The sequence below is a fragment of the Novosphingobium ovatum genome (assembly GCF_009909235.1).
Lineage (GTDB): Bacteria > Pseudomonadota > Alphaproteobacteria > Sphingomonadales > Sphingomonadaceae > Novosphingobium > Novosphingobium ovatum.
Genome location: NZ_JAAAPO010000001.1, coordinates 470,147 through 489,068 on the forward strand (window position 1 = coordinate 470,147; position 18,922 = coordinate 489,068).

At 66.5% G+C, this 18,922-nt stretch carries 14 protein-coding genes; 3 read left to right on the forward strand and 11 right to left on the reverse strand.

The window, feature by feature from the left end; genetic code table 11:
• The first annotated feature begins 79 nt into the window (after nucleotides 1-79).
• A complete protein-coding gene (locus tag GTZ99_RS02100) occupies nucleotides 80-1,738 on the forward strand; it encodes a tannase/feruloyl esterase family alpha/beta hydrolase (RefSeq protein ID WP_227711027.1) in 1,659 nt (552 codons plus the stop codon).
• 90 nt (nucleotides 1,739-1,828) lie between these two features.
• Here the strand turns inward: GTZ99_RS02100 and GTZ99_RS02105 are convergent, their stop codons facing one another.
• Together GTZ99_RS02105 and kdgD are read right to left on the reverse strand one after the other, a co-directional pair.
• Nucleotides 1,829-3,175 (reverse strand): enolase C-terminal domain-like protein, encoded by a 1,347-nt coding sequence (locus GTZ99_RS02105; RefSeq protein ID WP_161716616.1) that lies wholly within the window; start codon nucleotides 3,173-3,175, stop codon nucleotides 1,829-1,831.
• Between the two features lie 17 nt (nucleotides 3,176-3,192).
• The gene (gene kdgD / locus GTZ99_RS02110) at nucleotides 3,193-4,119 is read right to left on the reverse strand and encodes a 5-dehydro-4-deoxyglucarate dehydratase (protein WP_161716617.1); all 927 of its coding nucleotides are present in this window, start codon (nucleotides 4,117-4,119) and stop codon (nucleotides 3,193-3,195) included.
• A 355-nt stretch (nucleotides 4,120-4,474) separates the two neighbouring features.
• Between kdgD and GTZ99_RS02115 the strand changes: the two genes are divergently transcribed.
• Nucleotides 4,475-6,649: a TonB-dependent receptor gene (locus GTZ99_RS02115; RefSeq protein ID WP_161716618.1), complete on the forward strand. Its 2,175-nt coding sequence runs from the start codon at nucleotides 4,475-4,477 to the stop codon at nucleotides 6,647-6,649.
• Nucleotides 6,650-6,727: 78 nt separating this feature from the next.
• Here GTZ99_RS02115 and GTZ99_RS02120 read toward each other — a convergent pair whose 3' ends face one another.
• The 9 genes from GTZ99_RS02120 to GTZ99_RS02160 form a co-directional block, all read right to left on the reverse strand.
• Entirely contained in the window at nucleotides 6,728-7,309 is a 582-nt protein-coding gene (locus GTZ99_RS02120) for a cupin domain-containing protein (RefSeq protein ID WP_161716619.1), read from the reverse strand.
• Nucleotides 7,306-8,787, reverse strand: a complete 1,482-nt coding sequence (locus tag GTZ99_RS02125) for an MFS transporter (RefSeq protein ID WP_161716620.1) — start codon at nucleotides 8,785-8,787, stop codon at nucleotides 7,306-7,308. Before GTZ99_RS02125 ends, GTZ99_RS02120 begins: the two co-directional genes overlap by 4 nt.
• A gap of 89 nt (nucleotides 8,788-8,876) precedes the next feature.
• A complete protein-coding gene (locus GTZ99_RS02130) occupies nucleotides 8,877-9,998 on the reverse strand; it encodes a LacI family DNA-binding transcriptional regulator (RefSeq protein WP_161716621.1) in 1,122 nt (373 codons plus the stop codon).
• Between the two features lie 114 nt (nucleotides 9,999-10,112).
• On the reverse strand, nucleotides 10,113-11,057 hold the full coding sequence (locus GTZ99_RS02135) for an alpha/beta fold hydrolase (protein ID WP_161716622.1): 945 nt from the start codon (nucleotides 11,055-11,057) through the stop codon (nucleotides 10,113-10,115).
• 45 nt (nucleotides 11,058-11,102) lie between these two features.
• Entirely contained in the window at nucleotides 11,103-11,936 is an 834-nt protein-coding gene (locus GTZ99_RS02140) for a phytanoyl-CoA dioxygenase family protein (protein ID WP_161716623.1), read from the reverse strand.
• A gap of 21 nt (nucleotides 11,937-11,957) precedes the next feature.
• Complete coding sequence (locus tag GTZ99_RS02145; RefSeq protein WP_227711028.1) at nucleotides 11,958-13,073, reverse strand: LLM class flavin-dependent oxidoreductase; 1,116 nt, start codon at nucleotides 13,071-13,073, stop codon at nucleotides 11,958-11,960.
• A gap of 21 nt (nucleotides 13,074-13,094) precedes the next feature.
• The gene (locus tag GTZ99_RS02150; protein ID WP_161716625.1) at nucleotides 13,095-15,077 is read right to left on the reverse strand and encodes an MFS transporter; all 1,983 of its coding nucleotides are present in this window, start codon (nucleotides 15,075-15,077) and stop codon (nucleotides 13,095-13,097) included.
• A gap of 190 nt (nucleotides 15,078-15,267) precedes the next feature.
• Nucleotides 15,268-16,083 (reverse strand): alpha/beta fold hydrolase, encoded by an 816-nt coding sequence (locus GTZ99_RS02155; RefSeq protein WP_161716626.1) that lies wholly within the window; start codon nucleotides 16,081-16,083, stop codon nucleotides 15,268-15,270.
• Nucleotides 16,080-17,354: an MFS transporter gene (locus GTZ99_RS02160; RefSeq protein ID WP_161716627.1), complete on the reverse strand. Its 1,275-nt coding sequence runs from the start codon at nucleotides 17,352-17,354 to the stop codon at nucleotides 16,080-16,082. Before GTZ99_RS02160 ends, GTZ99_RS02155 begins: the two co-directional genes overlap by 4 nt.
• A gap of 206 nt (nucleotides 17,355-17,560) precedes the next feature.
• Between GTZ99_RS02160 and GTZ99_RS02165 the strand changes: the two genes are divergently transcribed.
• The gene (locus GTZ99_RS02165; RefSeq protein WP_161716628.1) at nucleotides 17,561-18,919 is read left to right on the forward strand and encodes an LLM class flavin-dependent oxidoreductase; all 1,359 of its coding nucleotides are present in this window, start codon (nucleotides 17,561-17,563) and stop codon (nucleotides 18,917-18,919) included.
• The last annotated feature ends 3 nt before the right edge of the window (nucleotides 18,920-18,922 follow it).

Below are 18,922 nucleotides of genomic sequence, written 5' to 3' on the forward strand. Positions count from 1 at the left end.
AAGCGGGGGTGCTGCCTTTGCAAGCGGGTGCATTGGCGTGTATCCGGTGGGCAACGGCATAACAGGCAGGAGAGGAAGCATGGACAAGCGGTGGATCGGCGGCGCGGCGCTAATGGCGATGGGTGTGGCATTGGGCGCGGGATGGGCGGCGCAGGGCGGACAGGCGGCTTCGCCCGCGCCTTTGCCCCCTGTCACGCGCGGCGCGCCCGCGCCCGGCACCGCGCCCGGTGAGGCCTGCGCCCGCCTGTCGGGCCGGATCGGCGGGATGGAGATCACCCGCGCCACGCTGATCACCCCCGCCCCCAACTGGGCGCCGCAGAGCGACAGCACCTATGTCCCCGTCCCCGTCACCCGCCCGCTGTGCCGCGTCGAAGGCGCGATCGAGGGCAATATCGGGGTCGAGGCATGGCTGCCGCTGGACTGGAACGGACGGTTGTTGGCAGGCGGGGTGGGCGGCCCGGCGGGCCAGTTCAATTACCGCGACATGTCGCGCCGCGCGCAGGAAGGCTTTGCCACCTTCTCCACCGACAGCGGCCATAAAAAGGCGTTCGAGCGCTGGATGTCACTGCCCAAGGCGCGGGTGGATTACGAACATCGCGCCACCCACCTTTCGACTCTGGCGGTCAAGGCGGTGGCCGAGGCCTTTTACGGGCGCGCGCCGGGCAAAGCCTATTTTCTGGGCTGCTCGGGCGGCGGGCGTCAGGGGCTGAAGGAAATGCAGCAATATCCGGGCGACTATGACGGCATCATTGCCGGCGCGCCGGGGCCGGACATGCCGCGCCAATCGGTGCGGATGCTGTGGTTCGCCTTGCAGGCCAAACGCTCACCCGCAGGCGCGCTGAATGATGCTGATTGGGATCTGTATGAAAAAACCGCTGTCTCTCAATGCGATGGGCTGGACGGGGTAAAGGATGGGGTGATCGCATACCCGCCCGCCTGCCGGGTGGACATCTCGCGGCTGGCCTGCGCGCCGGGAGGCGCGGCGGGCAATGGGGGCGGCACCTGCCTCTCCGCGCCCAAGCTGGCGATGCTGCGGCAAATCATCAGTCCCATGCCCGACGAACACGGCCGCCCGATGGATCGCGGGCTGTTTGCCGGGGTGCGCACCCGTCCGGGGCCGCCTTCGCCACTGTTGCGCCAGATGTGGGCCGATGGCGTCTATGACAATCCCGACTGGAACGAAGACACATTCCGCCGCACCCATGACCTGAACGCGGCCTATCGGTTGATGCCGCAACTGGCCGCCAACAGCACCGCCATCGGCCCCTTTGTCGCGCGCGGAGCAAAGGCGATCATCTATCAGGGCTGGGCCGACCCATCGACCAACGCCGGGCCGACGCTGGACTATTACGATGCCTTGACGCGGGCGCGCGGTGGGCGGGCGGCGCTGGGCCAGTCGGTGCGGCTGTTCATGGTGCCGGGGATGTACCATTGCCGGGGCGGCGCGGGGCCGGACGCCTTTGGCGGATCGGGGCACGAGACATGGCCCGGCAACCCGCAACGCGACATGTTGTGGGCGCTGATCGATTGGGTGGAGCAGGGCCGCGCCCCCGACACGATCATCGCCACCGGCCAGCGCAAGGCTGGGGTGGGGGCGGGGGCCTATACCCGGCCGATCTGTGCCTATCCGATGCGGGCGGAATATGCCGGGCGCGGGGGCGATATCTGGGACGCGGCGTCCTATCGCTGCGCCATGCCCAAGGCGCGGTCGTCGCCATGGGCAAAAGGCGGGGCGTAACGCGGTCTTGCGCGCGCCTTATTGTAGTCATTGACAACAAAAACCCCCGGCGGATCGCTCCACCGGGGGTTTGCTGTCGCGCCGGATCGGTCAGCGCAACAGGCAGGGGCGTTTGTGGTCAAAGGTCCAGTTGGGGATCAGATAGCGCATCGCCAGCGCGTCATCCCGCCCGTCCAGCGCGTGCCGATTGTACAGCTCATGGGCCGCGGCCAGCGCGTCCTCGTCCAGCGTGACGCCAAGGCCAGGGGCGTCAGGCACCGCGACTTCGCCCCCGATGATGCGCGGCGGATTTTGTGTAAGATATTGGCCATCCTGCCAAATCCAGTGGGTGTCGATGGCTGTGATGCGCCCCGGCGCGGCTGCGGCCACCTGTGTGAACATCGCCAGCGATATGTCAAAGTGGTTGTTCGAATGCGATCCCCACGTCAGCCCGGCCTCGGCGCAGGTTTGCGCGACCCGCACAGAGCCCGCCATTGTCCAGAAATGCGGGTCGGCCAGCGGGATATCCACCGCGTCCAGTTTCAACGCATGCATCAGTTGCCGCCAGTCGGTGGCGACCATGTTGGTGGCGGTGGGAAGCCCGGTGGAACGGCGGAATTCCGCCATTATTTCGCGCCCGGAATAGCCGTTTTCCGCGCCGCAGGGGTCTTCGGCATAGGCCAGAATGTCGCGCAGGGGGCGGCACAAACGCACCGCTTCGTCCAGGCTCCACGCGCCATTGGGGTCCAGCGTGATGCGCGCATCGGGAAAGGCGGATTTGAGCGCGGTGACGGCGGCGACCTCGTCCTCACCGGCCAGAACACCGCCCTTCAGCTTGAAATCGGCAAAGCCATAGCGGGCCTGCGCGGCCTGTGCCAAGGCGACGATGGCGGCCGGGTCCATGGCCGGTTGATGGCGCAAATATTCCCATGAATCCGTGGCTTGCGCGCCATCGTCATAGGGCAGATCGGTGCGGGCGCGGTCCCCGACATAGAACAAATAGCCCAGCATCGGCACCGAGGCGCGTTGTTGTCCCTCGCCAAGCAGGGCCGCCACCGGCACCTCCAGCTGCTGGCCCAACAGGTCCAGCAGCGCGCTTTCCACCGCCGTCACGGCATGGACGGTGATGCGCAGGTCAAACGTCTGCAACCCCCGCCCACCGGCATCGCGCCCGCCAAAAGCCTGCTGGATCTGGCGCAGGATGGCCGCGTGCTGGCCCAGCTTTTGCCCCACCACCAGCGGGCGGGCGTCCTCCAGCGTGGCGCGGATGGCCTCTCCGCCGGGGACTTCGCCCAGCCCGATGCGGCCGGATTCATCGTGCAGGATCAGGATGTTGCGGCTGAACCACGGAGCATGCGCGCCCGACAGGTTCAGCAACATGCTGTCGCGTCCGGCCACCGGCACCACGCGCATGTCGGTGATGCGGGGCAGGCCGGTGCTGGTGGCGTATGGGGTCATGGCGCGTCCTTTCGCCTTCAGGCCAATGCGTCGCGGTTGGCCGCGATCAGGGCGTCCAGCGCCTCCTGCTCTGCGGGCAACAGATCGGTCAAGGGCGCGCGCACCGGCCCGGCGTCCCGCCCGATCGATCGCACCCCTGCCTTGACGATCGAGACGGCATAGCCCGTGCCCCGGTTGCGGATCGCCAGATAGGGCATGACGAAATCGCGCAGGCCCGACATGATCCGACCATGGTCGCGCGCCCGCACCGCCGCGTAAAAGCGCAGCGCCCATTCCGGCATGAAGTTGAAAATGGCCGAGGAATAGGTCGTAACCCCCATCTCCAGATAGGCCGGGGCAAAGGTTTCGGCCGTGGGCAAGCCGCCGACATAGGTCAGCCGGTCGCCCAGTTTGGCATAGATGCGCATCATCAGTTCGATGTCGCCCACCCCGTCCTTGAACCCCACCAGATTGGGGTTGCGCTCGCACAGGCGGGCCAGCGTGTCCTCGGTCACGATGCCATTGTCGCGGTTATAGACGATGACGCCCAGATCCGTGGCGCGGCACACGGCCTCGATCCGCGCGGCCAGCCCTTCCTGCGTGGCATTGACCAGATAGGCCGGCAACAGCAACAGCGCGTCCGCCCCGGCGTTTTTGGCGCGCTGGGCCAGATCGACCGCCTGCGCCGTGCCATAGCCACAGCCCGCGATCACCGGCACGCGGCCAGCGGTCACCTCGGCGGCGGCGCGCACCACGCGCTCGACCTCGTCCGGCATCAGCGAGAAGAATTCGCCCGTACCGCCCGCCGGAAAGATCCCGGTGATCGCATGGCCCAGCATATAGTCGCAATGGGCGCGATAGGGCTCCTCGTCAAAGGCGTGGGTGGCGGTGAAATGCGTCACCGGAAAGGACAGCAGCCCGCTGCCAATCAGGTCCGCGGCCGCTTGCGGGGCGAAATGGGCCATCGCTTGTCTCCAAAAATAGTCAGCGCGGCCAACACAACATGCCGCATTGGCAGCCGCTTTGGCGCGGGGGCGGGGGGCAAGTCCAAAACCGGGGCTGGATCAATTGATGCCAATTCGGGATCGATGGGCGGTTTTGTCCGCCGGCGTGGCATCAATACGCTTTTCGTATCGATCCATCCCAGCACCGTTCTGGAGGCGACGCCCGCCTGATGGCATTTGCAAGCGCATACATGCCGGGCCGGAGAGGGCGCAACAGGGCAGGCAGACATCATCGTTTCGCGCTGACCGGCGCGGCCTTGCCGCCTTTTCCACCCGCAAAAAGCAAGCACCGGCATAGATTTGAGGGAGGGATTGGATGATGAAGACTGTACTGGCCTGCACCACGGCGCTGGCCATGGTGCCGATGATGGCCCACACCGCCTACGCCGCCGAGGCGGCTCCCGCCCAGGCACAGGCAAATGCCGACGCGCCGATCATCGTCACGGCCGAACGCCGCGCGCTCAATGTGCAGGACATGCCCGTCTCGATCGTCGCAATGAATGCCGAAATGCTGCGCGACCGGGGCGTGGGCGATTTGAACGACCTGCAATCGCAGGTGCCTTCGCTGTCCTTTGTCGACAATGGCAATTCCAAATTCCTGAACATCCGCGGCGTTGGCCTGACCGAGGCCGCCCCCAACCAGTCGGTGGCCGTCGCGGTGCATCTGGATGGCGCCTATATCGCGCGCGAATTCACCTTTAACGATGCGTTTTTCGATGTCGAAACGGTCGAGGTGCTGCGCGGGCCGCAGGGCACCTATTCGGGGCAGAACGCTTCGGGCGGGGCGATCTTCATCAACTCGGCCAAACCCAGCCTGACGCGCACCAATGGTTTTGCCGAGGTGACGCTGGGCAATTACGCGCGCAAGCAGTTCAGCGGCGCGGTCAGCACGCCACTGACCGACACGCTGGCCGTGCGCGTGTCGCTTCAGGCCGAGGCACGCGACAGTTTCTACACCAACCGTGGCCCTACCGGCTCGGCTGGCGCGGTGGTGTCCTCGCAGCCGGGCAACCTCAACCGCTTTCTGGGGCGGGTGCAATTGCTGTGGAAGCCGGTCGACAGTCTGGAACTGCGCCTGATCCATCAGTACAGCAATGTCGATTCAGACGGCATCCCCCGCAACGCCTATACCGCGGCCAATCTGGCGCGGCCCTATGTGCTGAACTATGACACCACCGACACGTTGCAGCGCGTGCGCTATCACCGCACCACCGGCGCGATGCGCTGGGATGTGTTCAGCGGCGCGCGGTTGAACGTCAACGCGTCCTATCAGGAAACCCGCAACGATCAGCGCATCGACAGCGACCGCACCAGCACGCTGGTCGATCCCACCGTGCGGCAGGAATATTCGCAATTTGACATCCGCGACCGCTATTTCACCGGCGAAGTCAACCTGATGTCATCGGGCAGCGGGCCGTTTGAATGGACGGTGGGTGCCACCACGCTGGACTATCGCCAAAAGGCCTATCTTTATACGCCCAAGGGCACGCAGATCGCGGCGGGCAACGGCACCTATATGTATCTGGACGCCTTCCGCCAGAACACCGCGCTGTTTGCCGAAGTGGGCTACCAGTTTGGCCGCGTGCAGGTGAAGGCGGGCGCCCGTTACAACCACGAGGTCAACGGTTTCTACACCGATTCCTATCGTACCACCGGGATCTATGGCGCGCCGTCCTCGTATTTTACCCCGCCTTATCAGCGGTTCAAGAATGTGACGGGCCGCGTGTTGGTCAATTGGAAGCCTTCGGATGACCATCTGATCTATGGCACCGTCAGCCGGGGGTACAAGCCGGGCGGGATCACGCCGACCGGCGACAATTACGATTCCGAAACCGTCACCAATTTCGAACTGGGCTGGAAGGGTGAGTTTCTGGACCGCAAGGTGACGACCTCGGTCTCGGCGTTTTACATGAAGTATGACGGGTTCCAGGCCTCGATCGCCACCGATCCCGACAACCCCACCACGCGCGACACCAAGAACATCAACAACACCGAAATCAAGGGTGTCGAGGCGCAGCTTGCAGCCCATATCAATGGGTTGCATGCCGATGTCAGCTTTTCGGTGCTGGATGCCAAATTTGGCAATCTGACCATTTTCCTGCCGGTGGGCGCCTATGGCAACACCACCACCCTGCCGGTGAATGTGGGCGGGCGTCAGGTGAACTATGCGCCCAAGTTCAGCGCTGCGGCCGGGCTTGGCTATGACATTGCCATGCCCGGCGGCACGCTGACCCCCAGCGTCCGCGTCTCGCACACCGCCAGCCAGTGGTCCTCGTTCTTCCAGCTGCCGTACCACCGGATGGACGCGCGCACGCTGGTTGACCTGCGCCTGACGTACAAGGCCGAGCGCAACTGGAAGCTGCAGGCCTATGTCACCAACCTGTTCGACAAGACCTATATCGCCGTGTCCTCGACCGCGACCGATGGCATCGGGGCCTATGGCCTTGGCTCGCCGCGCCAGTTCGGGGCGGCGCTGTCGTACACGTTCTAAACCGCGCCTGACCGCATGATGGCGAAGGGCCGCTGCCGGGGTGTCCGGTGGCGGCCCTTTTGTCATGTGCTGCCAGGCCTAGTCGGTCCACAGCTTGGCCCGGTCGCTGCTGCCCACGGCCGGGCACAGCGGTTTGGGCAATTGTACCGAAACCATGAACGAGCCTTCCGGGCCGCTTTTCGAAATGTGGCCCTTGCCGGTGCAATCCTCGGCATAGGCGATGTCGCCATGGACCAGATCATGGGTCGTGCCATCGGCCAGACCGATGATCATCCGCCCCAGAATCGGGATCAGCAGCGTGGGCTGATTGGCGACGTGAAAATCAAAGCCGCTGTTGGGGGCCGATCCGCCGATGCTGACCCGTTCGGCCTTGCGGCGCAGGAACATGGCGATTTCGCCCGACAGAGGGGCGTTGGTGGGCAATTGTTCGGCGCGGGTCAGGCCGTCCGGGCCGGTATACAGGTGAAAGACACGGCGGAACCACGGCATCTGCCCCGACCCGCGAAAGTCCAGAGGCACAGGTGGCGGCGGTGCGCCGGTGGTAGCGCCAGTGGTGGCGGCAAGGGCGGGCGCGGCCGCGCCCAGCGCCAGCATCGCGGCCAGCGAAGCCCCCAGATCGCCCAAGGCATCGCGCCGGGTCGTCTCTTGCGGCTGTGTCATGTGATGTCTCCCGATTTTGCTGTTGTTGCGCGCGCCGCGCGGGCCGCGCGCTGGGCCAGACGGCGCTCGATGATGGCGTGGCGGCGGCGGTCCAGCGGAAAGTTCCAGATGATCAACCCGCCCCCCACTTTCAGCACGGCGGGCAGGGCGGCCACCGTGAACAATATGCCAAACGCCGCCCATCCGGTGTTCACCGCGCCAGCCTTTGCGTCATAGCCAAAGGCATGCAGCAGCAGGAAACCCATCCCCGCGCCCAATGCCGTGGCGATCTTGGTCGTCAGCATATAGAATGCGTAATAGCCGCCAGTGCGCTGTTCATGGGTCTTGAGCCGGCCATAATCCACCACATCGGCCAATATCGCGGGCGAGAGCACCAGAATGGCACTGGCCCCCATGCCGATAAAGCTGACAATCACCGCGCTGACCCCGATGATCAGCGATTTGGGCATGGCCACCGGGTCCAGAAACCAATAGCCTTGCGTTGCCAGCGAGACGATCACCACCGAGACGACATAGGCTCGATGCTTGCCCATGCGGGTGGCGGCCCATGACCACATCGGCGTGGTGCCCGTCATGACGATGGCAAACAGCGTCATCAGCCACGGATAATACGGCCCCAGCCGCATATAGCCGTCATAGAACATGAACATCAGTTGCAGCACGCCCAGACTCATGCCGCCCAGACTGAACGCCGCCAGATACAGCCACAGCGGCCGGTTGTGCCGGGTGGACGCGACAAAGCGCCAGAACGGCATGCGTTGGGGCGGCAGGGGGCGGCCTTGGGGCGCGCGGGCCAGACATAGCGCGGTGGTCGCCGGGATCACCACCAGCGCGACGATGAAGAAATAGCCCAGCACCGGGATGGAATAGGCCGATGTCGCCACCAATCCGCCCCACGCCAGCACGATCGGCAGCGCGTCATTGGCCAGATTGCCGACTTGGTTGATCAGCCCGCGCATGCCGGTGATGCGCGACCGGCTGTCATAGTCGCTGGCCAGTTCGGCGCCCCAGGCGGTATAGCTGATGTCGGTCAGCGTATAGGCAAAGTCATAAAGCACTTTCCAGCCAACTAGATAGGCCAGCCCCACCACCGGCGGCGGGCGCAGCAGAAAGAACGCGGCCACCAGCATCAGTGCCGCGCCCACCGCGATCCATGGCTTGCGCGCGCCCCAGCGGGTGCGGGTGTGATCCGACATCCAGCCAATCAGCTGATCGGTAAAGGCATTGACGATCCGCAGCGCCACCAGCGCCGTGCCCAATGCCGCCAGACTGATGCCAAATTCCTTGGCATAAAGCTGGGGCACATAAAGCGTCATCGGGCTTTGCAGCAGGCCGGGGCCGAACGCGGCCAGACCATAGGTCAGCAGATCCCCGCGCGAGAGGGCGGTAGGCGGGGCGGGAGGATCGGCCGGATCGATTACCGGCACTTCGACGGGGGGCGACAGGTCGCCTTCATCAATCGACAGACGCGCGGACATGTGGCTCTCCAGTCAGCGAGGAGGGCACAGCGTCCGGGGCGGCAGGCCCCCTGTCGAGGCGGCCCATGCCGACTGTTCGCAGGGTGGCTTTATTCTGGCAGTGGAGGCGTTTGCGCGGCTTGGGCAGCCGGAAAGGTCAGGCCCTTGGTCGTCTCGCGCTCGATCACGTCACAGGCCAGCCAGATGCGCGGCGCGGGGCCACCGGGGGCGGGGCCCAACCGCGCCGCCATCGTCGCCACCGCCGTTTGCACCATCGACAACAGCGGCAGATGCACCGAGCTGGTGGTGTGCGACAGCCAGCGCGATTGCGACGTGTCGCCAAAGCCGACAACCGACACATCCTGTGGCACGCGCAGGCCATAGGTTTGCCGCGCCGCATCCACCACGCCGATCGCCAGATAGTCGCTGGCAGCAAACACCGCGTCGGGCGGAGGGCCATCCCCCCCCTTCCCATTGCCCGAAAACAGCCGTTGCGCCGCGCTAACCCCGTTTTCATAGGTCCAGCCGGTATCGACCCAGCGCGTGGGCGCACAGCCGGCCGCCTCCATCGCGGCGGCAAAGGCCTGAAGCTCGGTCAGGCGGTGGGGGTTGGCGGCGATGCAGGCGGGGCGGCTGCGCCCCTCGGCCAGCATCAGCCGCGCCACCTGACGGCCCACATCCGGCCCATCGATCCACACCAGCGCCGCGCCATCCACCGCGTCCTGACGGTCCAGCACCACCAGCGAGATGTCGGCCGCGCGGACCTTTTTGCGCACACTGGCCCCCGGCACGGCGGAAAGCACCAGCATGCCGTCGATGTCCTGCTCGATCAGTTCCTCGACCACGCTGTCCAGCATCGCGTGATCGCTGACGATGCGCCAGACGATCTGGAACCCGCGCAGGGTCAGCTCGTCCTCGATCATGGAATACATGTGGCAGAAATAGGGGCTGTAGAGATTGGCCATCACCACGGCTGCGCGGCGGGTGGGGAGGCCGTTGATGTCCTCGACCCGTTTGCCATGGCGATAGCCCAGCGCGGCGGCGGCGGCCAGCACCCGCGCGCGGGTGTCGGGCGCAACGCTGGCCCCGGGCGTGAAGGTGCGCGACACCGCCGAGCGCGAGACCTGTGCCATGCGCGCCACGTCATTGGCGTTCACCTTTCGGCTGCCAGATGGGCGGCTGCTGCTGGCGCGTTTGGGGGCAGAGGCGGGATCGGGCGGGCGACGGGTCATGTCGGCCCATCGCTGCCCGGCCTTTGCCCGCCCGTCAAGTCACCGCCCGCCAGATTGGCCGGAACTCCTGCCGCTTTGCCCGATGATCGGATGGCGGGCGGTGGTTTTTTGCGTTCAGGCCCCCTCGACAAAAGCCTTGAGGATGGGGGCGGTTGCTTCTGGATTGTCCTGAATGACAAAGGCGCCCGAATTGGGCACCACCTCGGTTCGGGCATCGCGCAGCGCCGCCTCGGCAAAGGGGCGGAAGCGGGGATAGGCCTTGTCGAACTGGCCATAGACCAGCAGCGTTGGGCATTCCACCCGGCGCAGCGCGGCACGCAGATCGGTGACGCCCACGCCCCGTTCGCTGGGTTGCAGCCACAGGCCGGCGGCGCGGCGGCTGGCGATGCCTTCGGGGTTGATCGCATCGGGGTGGACCATGCCGAATGTGTTGACCAGCAATTCGGGCGGCGTGGGCAGCGGCATGCCCTGCGCGTCAAAGATCGGCTTGAGCTTCTCCTCGACCGCCGCGCGCACCTCGGCCAGCGTCTTGCGCCCGCCCAGCGCGCTGGAGATCACCGCCAGACGCCGCACCCGGTCGGGATGTTGCGCCGCCATCACCACGCCCACGCACCCGCCCAGCGAGGTGCCCAGGAGGTCGATCTTGGCAAGCGCCATCTCGTCCAGCGCGCCGACCAGCATCGCCGCCGTTTCGGCCAGTGTGTGGATATAGGGCGGCGCGCCATCCATCCGCGACCCGCCATGGCCGGGCAGGTCAAACGCGATCACCCGCCGCCCATCGGCCAGCGCCGGGGCGACATGCCGCCAGTCCGACAGCCACCCGCCCAGCTTGTGCAGCACCACCACCGGCGGGCGCGACGTGTCCGTGCCCAGCGTGGCGTAATGCAGCACGCCGCCGCCGCGCCGGATCTGGCCAAAGCCGCTCCACGGGCCGGCGGGCGGCGTGGGCAGGGCAACGGGCGGCACAGGCGTGGCGGGGCGGGGGCGGGCGATGGCGGGCCCGGCCGCCAAGGCGCCGATCATGCCCAGCCCCTTGGCCAGATCGCGGCGGTTGATCATCGTGGGGTATGTCCTTTCATTGGGGGTAATGTGTCACAGCCCGCCTTATGCGGCCAGAGCCGTCCCTTCGCGGCGCCAAAGGATCGGCAGCGTGTCCTCGCCCCCGCTCACCAGCTCGCCCTCGGGCATGGTCTCGATGCCGGGGATGGCGGCCTTGTAGGGAGCGTTGTGCCAGCGCACATCATGGCCAAACAGGCGCACCGCCAGCCCCGTGCGCGCCAGCGTTTCGCTGTCATTGCCCTTGGAAAAATGGGGCGTGTGCGGGTGGAAGATCACCGCGTCCCCAGGCTCCATGTCAAAGCTGACAAAGCGGAAGGGGAAGTCGGGATTGTCGCGCTGCTCCTGGAAATTGGGGCACAGGCCATCGGCCTGATCGGGGCGAAAGCCAAAGGTCAGCCCTTTGTCGACGCAATGGCGGTGCCAGCCCGCGACATATTCGATCCGCCCGTTTTCGGCATTCACCGGGGTAAAGGCGGTCCAGATGTTGGGGGCCATCTCGCCGCGCACGGGCCATGCGGTCTCGTCGCAATGCCACGGCATGATCGAGGGGCTGCGCGGCGGTTTGGAGAACAGGTGATCGTGATACATGCGGATATAGTCCGCGCCGATCACCCGGCCGGTGGCCTCTGCAATCGGGCTGTCCTGCACATAGGCGCGGAAATCGGGGTCTTTGCGCCACATATAGCAGACCGACAGCATCGCCCCGTTGGACGGGCCCAGCAGGCCATATTGCCCCGGATCAGCCGCGACGCGGGCGATGGCGGCCTGCATGCGGGTGATCCATTCGGCATCGATCAAGCCTTTGATCAGCACCACGCCGTCGCGGGCATAGGTGTCGATGTGCTCCTGGGTAATGGGGGAAAGCGGATGGCGGTTCATGGGAAGTCCTCTCGTCAATCGTCAGGCGGGGATCGCGGCGGTTTGGGCCGCATCATGCGCATCAGCAGCGGCGCGCAGCAGCGGGAACAACTGTTCGCCATATTCGGGGATGTCGGTGTCGGGGCGGAAACCGCGGATCAGAAAGCGCGTCACGCCCATGCGGTAATAGTCCATCAGCGCCTCGGTCACTTGGGCCGGGGTGCCGACGAAACAGGCCTGATTGCCATATTTGCCCTGCGCGGCTTCGGTCACGCCCATCCACAGGCAGCGGTCATGGCGGGTGGCGGCGCGGGCGGTGGCCAACACATGGTCGCCCGCATGGGTGCTGTCGGCAAAGTTGGACGGGCCCTGTTGCGGCGCGGCCGATTGGCGCGCCATCATCGCGTGGAAATCGGCCAGCACGGCGTCCGCACGGGCCCATGCCTCGTCCTCGGTCTGGCCCAGGATCACCAGACAGGTCATCATGAAGCCGACCTGACGCCCATGCCCATCGGCAGCAGCGGTAACGCGGTCCATATGGGCGCGGATATGGGCGATGCTGTCGCCGCTCATGGCGAACAGGTCGGCCGTTTGGGCGCAGGCGTCGATCGATTCAGGCGAGGTCCCCGCCCATGACACCTCCAGCGCGCCGCCCACCGGCTTGATCGGGGCAAAGGCCTGAGCGTGGCGGTAAAAGGCGCCGTCATGGTCCACCGGCGCATCGGCGGTCCAGATCCGGCGCATGATCTGCACATATTCCAGCGCGCGGGCATAGCGCTGCGGCTTGGTGGTGAAATCGCCGTCCGCCTCCAGCTCCTTGTCGCTGGGCCCCGCGATGATGTGCACGCTCATCCGCCCTGCCGAGAGCTGGTGCACCGTGGCCAGCATCCGCGCCGCCATCGTGGGCGCGATAAAGCCGGGGCGGTGCGCCAGCAGCACTCGCAGGCGCGTGGTGTTGGCCAGCACATGGGTGGCGATGGTGTGGCTATCGGGCATGAGTGACGCGTTGGCGATCAGCACCCGGTCATAGCCTGCCGCTTCCTGCGCCTGTGCCGAGGCGGTGATCGCCGCAACGTCAAACTGGTCCTGGGGCGCGGGGTGCAAGGGGGTCCCCCGGTTGTGGGTGACAAGTCCCGAAATCTCGACAGGCATAGGCATTCGTCCTTTTACGGCAAAGAGTTATGGCTTGGGGACGGGTTGGGGGTTGTGCTGGATGCTCAGGCTGTTGGCCACGCATTGCTCGGGCGCGACGCCGTCCGGGCAGGACGAGGCGCGGCTGCGCAGCGGGTCTTCGCGCGGGAGGCGCACCGTCATCGCCATCACCGGCACGCTGCCGACCGAGCGGCTGGTGTGGCCCTGACCCACCGTGTCATTGGCCAGCACGATCGTGCCAGGTTGCAGGCGGTGGACGGACCCATCGCCCAGTCCCACCTCCAGCGTGCCGGACAGCACGATCAACAGGCGCGGGCTGGACACGCGGTGCCAGTCGATGAAGGTGCCGGGGGGCGAGACGCCGATCTCGGTGTCGGTGGTATAGAGCCGCGCGTTGATCGCCAGCGGGTCTGATCCGGGCGCGCGGGGCAGGGTGACCGTGTCCAGATAGGATTTGCCATCCACCCCGGCCGAAATGCGCGGGATCGTCACCCCATTGGCCGGAACGGGCGTTGCCGGCGCGCTGATCGCCGGGGGCGGCGATGGAGGCGCGCCCGGCCGCGCGGCATCGGCCCGCGCCGGAGAGGACGAGAGCGCCAGCGTCATCACCATCGCCACCGCGCCCGCCACCATCGCGGTGGGCAGGGCGGTGTTCAGCGCGGCGTCCTGATCGACCACGGCGGGGGGCTGTGGGATGCCTGCCGTTTCGGCTTGCCCTTGGGCTGGCGCGCGCAGGAACAGGCAGGCCAGCACCGCCGCCACGGCGGGCAGCACCGAGAGCGAGAGCACGATGCCATTGACCACACCGGCCGATTGCACGCTGCCCGCATCATGCGCCGAGACAAAGCCGACCGCCGACAGGATCGCGCTGAACACCCAAGTGCCAAAGGCCGCCGTGCCCTTTTCCACCATGACGAACACGCCCGCCAACACGCCCTCGGCGCTGGCGGGGCCGTGGTGGCGGGCATGGTCCATTGTGTCGGTCAGCACCGTGTACAGGCCAAAGAACAGCCCGCCCACGCACAGCCCCTCGACCCCGCCCAGCACCAGCGCCCACGGCATCGGGTGCCCGGCCGGGACCAGATACCACGCACACATAGCGGCCGCTTCGGCCAGCGCGGCCAGCATCAAGGCCTGCCGCCGTCCGATCCGCCCGGCGATCCGCACCCATCCGGCCTGACTGGCCATCATCCCCAGCGTTTGCAGCAGAAAGATCGAGCCAAGGCTTTTGTCCGCGGCATGCAGCACGTGGCGCGTATAGAATGGCAGCGCCGCGCCATGCAGCGTCAGTCCGGCAAACATCGTCACCTTGAACGCGATCAGCGCGCGAAACGGGCGGTTGGCGGCAATCGCGGCAGCGGCTTGGCGAAAGGTGATGTGCGGGGTGGTGGCCGCGTGGCCCTCGCTGGTGGCGTCAATCAGCAGAAAGGTGGCGATCCCGCCCAGCGCGACCAGCCCCGCCAGCACCATCGCCAGCAGCCCATGCGCCGCCCGGTCTCCTCCCATCAGCGAGAGCATCCATGGCGCGGCCGCCGTTGCCGCCAGCCCGCCAAACGAGGAGCCATAGACGCTGAACGTCATCAGCCGCGAGCGTTCGTGGAAATCCTGGGTGATCGCCCGGCCAATCGCCAGATAGGGGATGCGATAGAGCGTATAGGCAGTGGAGAAGATCAGCAGTGAGGCACCGCTCCATACCAGCAGGCCAGTGTATGACAGCCCCGTTGGCACGTTGAACAGCATCACCAGTGAAACCGCCGCCAACAGCGCGCCGCCCACCAGATAGGGCCGGTGGCGGCCCCAACGGGTGCGGGTGCGATCGGCCAGCACACCCACTACCGGGTCGATCGCCGCGTCATAGATCTTGGACGCGACCACCAGCAGCCCGGCCATGCCCATCGCCAGCCCCAGCGAATCGGTCATGAACCGCAGGTGGAGCAGGCCAACCGCCCCCACCAGCGCCGCCGAGGTAAAGGAGCCCACGCCCCATCCGATCAAGGCCTTGCGCTTCATGTTTTCTCCCGTGCGCCGATTGTGGACGCATCGGCCCGGCACGTACCGGGCGGTTGTTGTGCGGGCGGTGGCATGTTGACCCCGCCTTGGGCAAAGTTTTGCAAAAACACTGCACAGATTTTGCAAAGTCTGTGCAGTGTTCGCAGGGTGGATAGCGGTGCGCGCTGGCAGCGCAGCCCCTCCCGCGCGGTCAGTCCAGAAAGGCCAGCAATTGCCCGGCGATATCGGCTGCCTCGAACTCCATATAGCCATGGGCGCGGCCGGGCAGGGGCAGCATCTGCCCATGCGGGATCAGATGGGCGACGCGGTGGGTGACGTCCCACAGGTCATCTTGTGCATTGACCACCAGCGCGGGCTGGCTCAGCGCCGCCAGCGCTCCCAGAAAGTCATAGCGATAGACCGCCTCATACCCCCACGGGATGCGGTGGCCGATGCGCAGGCATTCGGCCATGGCTACGTGGCGGTATTCCGGGGTCATCCGCGCCTCGCCCAATTCGCCAAAGATCGCCCACAGCATCTCGACATGGCGCAGGCTGCGGTCGGGCGCGGGGAATTTGTCGCGCAGGGTGGCCAGACGCGCCATGCGGACGTCTTCGGGATAGGCGGCCAGACCGAACAGCCCCAGTTTGCGCACCCGATCAGGCGCGGTCAGCCCCATTTGCGTGGCGATCAGGGATCCGGTGTGCATGCCGATGACATCGATCCGCGTGCCATCGATCACCCCGGCACCGGCCAGATGATCGGTCAGCGCCAGCATGTGTTCGGCAAAATCGGGGATGGTGGTTGGCGCGGGCGGCGGGTCGGACATGCCATAGCCGGGCGTGTCGGGGGCGATCACCACGCGGCCCTGCGCCAGATGCGGCATCAATGCGCGCCATTCATGGCTGTTGCTGGGTGTTTGGTGCAGGCACAGGATCGGCGGCGCGCTGACCGGCCCTTGGGGCAGGCACAGACGGTAATGGATCTGGCCGTAACGGCTGGGCGCATAGGCTTTGGTGATGGTCATGCGGGGGCTTTCATCCGGGATATGGAACGGGCGGCGATCAGCGCGGCGATCAGGCATCCGCCCAGCGCCAGCGCGGCAACGGTGGCGATCGACTGGCCGGTGGCGGCAGGGCCTGAAAACACCCGCGCCGTCAGCCCGGCCACCGCCAGCGGTCCCAGCGAACCGCCGATCATCGTCATGACAAAGGCGTAAAACGCCACCGCCAGCCCGCGTGATTGGGCGGGTACGATCTCGCTGATGACGGACAGCATGGTGGTGCCGTAAAGCGCGCTGGCACCCATCACTTGGGCCGCCAGCACCATCGCGCCCAGCGGCCCCGGCATGGCATAGGCCAGCGCCGAGGGCAGCGTTGCCAGCGCGACGATGCCCGCCAGCGTGACCTTGCCCGCCGTGCCGTAACGGGCCGCGACGCGGTCGACGATCAGCGCCGCCAACCCCGCGCCGATCAGCGCCCAAGCGATCTGGAACAGGCCCAGCTCTTTACCCACGGCGGTGGCGGCGATGCCCATCTGACGGGTCAGCATGGCAGCGCTCCACCCCGTGATCGCCGCCGCGCCCAGCGCGAACAGCGCGGCCGACAGATACAGCGGCACCAGCACTCCGGCACGCGCGGCCAGCGCGGGCCAGATCGGCCCGGTCGGAGCGGCCTGCGCCTTGAGCGTGGCGCTGCGGCTGCCATCGCCCACCAGCCACAACAGCAGCGCCACCGGCAGGCCGCAGGCCCCCAGCACGACAAAGGCCACGCGCCACGCCGCCAGCCCGTCCACCACCGGCCACCCGGCAAAAAAGCCCGCCGGAACCGCCTGAAGGATCATCCCGCACAGCGTCGATCCCACGCCATAGGCCACCATGCTGCCCAGCACATAAAGCGCCATCGGGCGGCCGCGCCGTTCGGGCAGGAACATTTCGGCGATGATGCCAACCGCGCATGGGCCCAGCACCGCCTCGCCCACGCCGATGAACAGGCGGCCGACAAACATGTCGCCAAACCCGCGCGACAGGCCGCAACCGATGGTGGCCGCGCTCCACACCACGATGCCCGCGGCCAGCAACATGCGGCGGTTCACCCGATCGGCCAGATGGCCCAGCGGCAGGCCAACGCTGACGTAAAACACGGCAAAGGCAAAGCCTTGCAGGACGGCGATCTGGACATCGCCAATTCCCAGATCAGCTCGCACCGGATCGATGACCAGCGCCAATATGCCGCGATCCACATAGGCCACCACTTGCGCCAGGCACAGCACGGCGACCGCCGCCCATGCTCGTGCCACCGGTATCCGCGCTGGGGCTGGCGCGGGTATCTGTGCAATATTCTGCATGTCTTTCTCCCCGTTGGAGCGCTTGCCAAACGGTGTTGTTGGTGCTTTCCTTCGGCGGGAATGCGGGGCGGGGGAACGGGAATGCCATCGGTTTCCGCCTGGCGAACATTTTGCATTGGTGTCTGCAAATTTGTGCAATGCCTTGGCAAAAAGTGTGCATGAAACTTCTTGCCTTCCTGATGCAGACCGGCGGCCACATGGCCGGATGGCGCCACCCCGATGCGGCTCCTGCTGCGCTGACTGACATCGCCTATTTCCAGCATTGTGCGGCTGTGGCCGAACGTGGGCTGTTTGATGGCGTGTTCATCGCCGATTCGGTGGGCTATCCCCCGGCGCGGGGCGACGATGTGTTCGCCTGTCTGGAAACGCCAAAGCTGGACCCGGCGGTGATCATCGCGGCGCTCTCGGCCACCACGCGGCATCTCGGCTTTGTGGGCACAGCCTCGACATCCTATTCGCAACCCTTTGAACTGGCGCGCCGTTTCGCCAGTTTGGACCATGTTACCGGTGGCCGCATTGGCTGGAACATCGTGGCCTCGACCATGGAGAACGAGGCGCATAATTTCGGGCTGGCCAGCCATTACGACCACACCGAACGCTATGCGCGGGCGGGCGAATTTGTGGATGTGGCGAAACGGCTGTGGGACAGCTGGGAAGATGGGGCGATGCTGGCTGACAAGGCGGCGGGGCGTTACACCGATCCGGCGCGTATCCATGGCGTGGGCTATCAGGGCGTGCATTTCCAGGTGGCTGGGCCTCTGAACGTGCCGCGCGGGCCGCAGGGGCATCCGGTGCTGGTGCAGGCCGGGGCGTCCGATGTGGGCAAACGCTTTGCCGCCGCCCATGCCGAGGTGATCTTTACCTCGCATTCCTCGATGGCAACGGCGCAGGCCTTCCGGGCCGAGATGCACGAGCTGTTGCGCGAGGCCGGGCGCAGCGCCGACAGTTGCAAGATCATGTGCGCCATCACCCCGATCATCGGCGCCTCGGCCGCCGAGGCGCAGGCCACGCGCACCGCGCTGGACGCGGCGATCCCGCTGCCGGTGGCGATGGGTAAGCTGGAGGGGTTGCTGGGCAATGTCGACCTGTCGGGGCATGACCCCGATGGCCCGCTGCCTGATGTGCCCGAAAGCGGCATGTCGAAATCCACCTGGGAGCAGGTGGTGGGTCTGGCCCGGCGCGAGGGGCTGACCATCCGCCAATTGGCCGCGCAAGTGGCCGGTGGCCGCACCAGCCGCACCGTGACCGGCACCGCCGCCGATGTCGCGGACGAATTGGAGGCGTGGTACACCAGCGGGGCGGCAGACGGCTTTGTCATTGCCGCGCCTTATCTGCCTGCCGGGCTGGAGCTGTTTGTCGATGGCGTGGTGCCATTGTTGCAGCAACGCGGCCTGTTCCGCACCGAATATGCGCCCGGAACGTTGCGTGACCGGCTGGGATTGGCGCGGCCAGACAATGGCTATGCCAGCGGGGCCTATGCGCCCGTGCGTCCCGAATTCATCGGCAATGGAGCCTGAGTG